We start from the raw sequence: 2137 nt of genomic DNA, 5'->3' as shown, positions 1-2137 counted from the left end.
AGGGGGAGCCGGAGCCGATTCCGCCGGGCCTGTGGAAGATGGGCGGGGTGCTCGCGCTGGGGCCGGTGCTCGCGCTGCTGGACAGCACGATCGTCAACGTCGGCATCGACTCCGTCGGGCGCGATCTGCACGGCTCGATCGCGGAGATGCAGTGGGTGGCCACGGGATACCTGCTGGCGATCTCGCTGACCATGCCGCTCTCGGGTTGGGCCGCCGGCCGCTTCGGGGGACGGCGGGCGTGGCTCGCCTCGGTCGTCCTGTTCGTGCTCGGATCGGCGTTGTGCGGCCTGGCCTGGTCGACGGGCAGTCTGATCGCCTTCCGGGTGCTGCAGGGGATCGGCGGCGGGATGATTCAACCGCTCGGCCAGGCGATCATCATACAAGCGGCCGGGCCGTCCAGGGTCGGGCGGGTGATGGGCACGCTGATGCTTCCGATCAGCCTGGCCCCGGTCCTGGGGCCGATCCTCGGCGGGCTGGTGCTGGAGCACTTCGACTGGCGCTGGATGTTCCTGCTGAACGTGCCGGTGGGGCTGGTGATCCTGCTGCTCGCCGCCCGCTGGCTGCCGTCCGACGAGACGTCGGACGCACCGAAGCCCCGGCTGGACGTGACCGGTCTGGTGCTGCTCTCGCCCGGCCTGACCGGGCTGGTCTACGGGCTCGCGACGATCGGTGACGGCGCAACGGCCGGCTGGGTCGCTCTGGCGGCGGGCGCGGTGCTGGTGGCGGCCTACGGCTGGTACGCGCTGCGGGTGGGGCGCGGGGGCGTCCGGACGCCGCTGATCGACCTGCGGCTGTTCGCCCGGCGCGGCTTCAGCGTGGCGACGGCGAACAGCTTCCTGCAGGGCGCCGCGCTCTACAGCTCGATGTTCCTGGTGCCGCTCTACTACCAGCAGGTGAAGCACGCCGGCGCGGTGGAGGCCGGTCTGCTGCTGGCGCCGCAGGCCCTCGGCACGGCGGTCACCGCCATGCTGGCCGCCCGGATGACCGACCGCATCGCGCCGCGTCCGCTGATCATGATCGGCATCGGCTGCTCCCTGGTCGGCACGATCGCGTTCACCCAGCTGGGCAGCGGCTCCGAACCGGCCGCCTGGCTGATCGCCGGCTCGCTGGCACTGCGCGGCGCGGGTATGGGGATGATCGCGATCCCCGGCCTGGCAGTGGTGTACGGGAGCGTCGAGAAGGACCAGGTGCCGGCGGCGGCGGGTGCGGTCAACGTGCTGAACCGGGTGGGCGGGGCGCTCGGCACGGCGGTGCTGACGCTGGCGCTCCAACAGGCGCAGGACGGGCACCCGGGCCGGCCGGGTGCGGCCTTCGGCGAGACCTTCTGGTGGGTGCTGGCCCTGTCCGCGCTCGCCATCGCTCCGGCGCTGCTCTACCCGAACACCCGCCGATCCGGCTGACCACCGGCCGGCTCCCGACCACCCAGACCTGGAGGCACCCGTGTCCATCCGTCACCCCGACGGCCTTCGCCTGCTCAGCGTCCACGCGCACCCCGACGACGAGTCCAGCAAGGGTGCGGCCACCCTCGCCCGGTACGCGGCCGAGGGCGTGGACGTCCTGGTCGCCACCTGCACCGGCGGCGAGCGCGGCTCGGTGCTCAACCCGGCCATGGACCGGCCCGAGGTCCGGGCCGACATCGCCCGCGTCCGGCGCGAGGAGATGGCGGCCGCCCGGGAGATCCTCGGTGTGCGCCAGCGGTTCCTCGGCTTCGTCGACTCCGGGATGCCCGGCCCGGACGAACCCCTTCCCGAGGGCTGCTTCGCCGCCCGGCCGGTGGAGCTCGCGGCGGCGCCGCTGGTCGCACTGATCCGGGAGTTCCGCCCGCAGGTGGTGATCACCTACGACGAGACCGGCGGCTACCCGCACCCGGACCACGTGATGACCCACCGGGTCACGGTGGCGGCCGTCGAAGCCGCCGCCGACCCGGAGCACGATCCCGGGCCGGGCGAGCCCTGGCAGGTGTCCAAGCTCTACTACCACCTGGCGCTCTCCCGGGCCTGGTTCCGGGCCCTGCACGAGGCCATGACGGAACGGGGCGTCCCCTCGGGGATGGGCGAGCTGCTCGCCGGCTGGCCCGACACCCCGCCGCCGGGGAGATCCTGCTGGGCCACGCCGACGTGGTGCTCGCCCAGCTGGA

General features: G+C 73.5%; 2 protein-coding genes. Both read left to right on the top strand.

Features of this window, described 5'->3' with window-relative positions; translation table 11 throughout:
* Positions 1 to 1400, top strand: a 1400-nt coding sequence (locus ACIQOV_RS38640) for an MDR family MFS transporter (protein WP_401055483.1), incomplete at its 5' end; no start/stop codon positions are given.
* Positions 1401 to 1440: 40 nt separating this feature from the next.
* Positions 1441 to 2137 (top strand): mycothiol conjugate amidase Mca (gene mca, locus ACIQOV_RS38635; protein ID WP_401055481.1); only part of this gene is annotated, 697 nt, incomplete at its 3' end.

Source organism: Kitasatospora sp. NPDC091257, from assembly GCF_044757675.1.
Lineage (GTDB): Bacteria > Actinomycetota > Actinomycetes > Streptomycetales > Streptomycetaceae > Kitasatospora > Kitasatospora lactacystinica.
This window is presented reverse-complemented; position numbering and strand designations above follow the sequence as displayed.